The sequence below is a fragment of the Cupriavidus lacunae genome (assembly GCF_003353055.1).
Taxonomy (GTDB): Bacteria; Pseudomonadota; Gammaproteobacteria; order Burkholderiales; family Burkholderiaceae; genus Cupriavidus; species Cupriavidus lacunae.
Window position 1 is genome coordinate 1 of sequence record NZ_QKWJ01000218.1, and the last position, 1,867, is coordinate 1,867.

General features: G+C 64.1%; 2 protein-coding genes. Both read left to right on the forward strand.

Going from position 1 to position 1,867, the window contains the following annotated elements; genetic code table 11:
* Positions 1 to 324 precede the first annotated feature (324 nt).
* Positions 325 to 489, forward strand: coding sequence for a DUF2264 domain-containing protein (locus tag DN412_RS45400; RefSeq protein ID WP_234824885.1), 165 nt, complete (start codon positions 325 to 327; stop codon positions 487 to 489).
* Positions 479 to 1,867, forward strand: a 1,389-nt coding sequence (locus DN412_RS42760; RefSeq protein WP_244223115.1) for a recombinase family protein, incomplete at its 3' end; no start/stop codon positions are given. The genes DN412_RS45400 and DN412_RS42760, both read left to right, overlap by 11 nt.

The following is a 1,867-nucleotide window of genomic DNA, read 5'->3' on the forward strand; positions in this document are numbered from 1 at the left end:
AAAGGAAACCACCACAGACTACCCCTCTCCACCACGTTCCTGAATCCGTTGTCATCACACGATCCGGCCACCCGTTCGAGGGCCGGCGCCTCCAGGTCATCAGCCGACGGCAACGGGCCGGCCGATTGCACCTTCTGCTGACGCTTCCCGACCAATCACGTGGGCTGATTCCCGCTGACTGGACCGATTTCGCTGCCGCCTCCGGCAGCGTTCCCACAGGTACCAGCGTCCCAACATCCGATGCGCTGGGCTCGCTTGCCGACCTGCTCCACGCTCGCCTCATCATTGACGCTTTGCTGCGCCAGACGGAACAGGAGAGCAACGATGCAACTGAACCTACCCCTTGCGGATCTGCCGTCCGGCGACGACAGCCTGTGGGAACAACTCGATCCAACGACACGCGAGGCGGTAATCAACGGCCTCGCCCAGGCGATTGCGAAGCTCGTGAGCTACAACAACCCGCTGCCCCGGGAGAACAATGATGATTGACACCTCCAACAAGATCGGCCCCAGCCATTTGCAGCGCACCGCCTTCGTCTACATCCGTCAGTCCAGCGCCAGCCAGGTCGAGCACAATCGCGAATCGACGCAGCGCCAGTACGCGCTCGCACAACGAGCCACCGCCCTCGGTTGGCCCGCGCAGCGGGTCAGCGTGGTCGACGAGGATCTGGGCCTCTCCGGCGCCAGCGCCGCGCACCGTGGCGGGTTCGCCCGTATGACCGCCGAAGTCGCGCTCGGGCACGTTGGCATTATTCTCGGACTGGAGGTCTCCCGCCTGGCGCGCAATAATTCCGACTGGTACCGCCTGCTGGACCTGTGCAGCATGACCGATACGCTCATCGGCGATGCTGACGGCGTGTATAACCCGGCGCTATTCAACGACCGCCTGTTGCTCGGCCTGAAGGGCACCATGAGCGAAGCCGAACTGCACATCCTACGCGCGCGTCTGGACGGCGGCATCCGCAACAAGGCTGCCCGCGGCGAGTTGCGCCGCGGCCTGCCCACCGGACTGGTGTGGGGTGAGGCCGACGGCGAAATCAGGCTGCATCCGGATGAAGCCGTCGTCGGTGCGCTGCGCACCGTGTTCGAGCGTTTTAGCGAGCTCGGCTCTGCCCGCCGCGTCTGGCTGTGGTTCCGCGCCGAGAATCTGTCATTCCCGCTGCAGCTCAATCACACCGCGCAGATCCGCTGGGTCGCCCCGACCTATACCGCCATCTACAATGTCCTCACCAATCCGGTTTATGCTGGCGCCTACTGCTACGGCAAGACCCGGCAAGAGCGCTACGTCGATGAACATGGCGTGCTCAAGACCCGATTGCGCCGGCTGCCCCAGTCGCAATGGGCCGTGCTCATCCGGGACCACCACGAAGGATATCTCGATTGGATGACCTATGAAGCCAATCAAATGCGCCTGGGGGCCAATACCAAGCCCCGGCCTCATCAGGTCGGAGGCGCTGTGAGAGAAGGCGCCGCCTTGCTGCAAGGCCTGGCCTGCTGTGGTCACTGCGGTCGGCGACTCAAGACGCACTATCGCGGAACCAATCAGACGCCCGGGTACCATTGCTCCAACAAAGGAATCGAGAATGGCCGCGGCGTCTTCTGCCTCAATGTTGGGGGCCTGCAAATCGATGCCGCCGTTGCGCAGGCCTTTTTGCAAGCCGTGGAGCCGGCCGGCATCGCAGCAGCCGTGCGTGCGGCCGAACACCTCGAGGCCGATCACGACGCGGCGCTTGCACAGTGGCGACTGAACATTGAACGTGCCCACTACGAAGCACAGCGCGCCGAACGGCGGTACCACGCCGTCGACCCCGAGAACCGCCTGGTGGCACGCGGTCTCGAAACGCAGTGGGAGCAGCAGTTGCGTGAG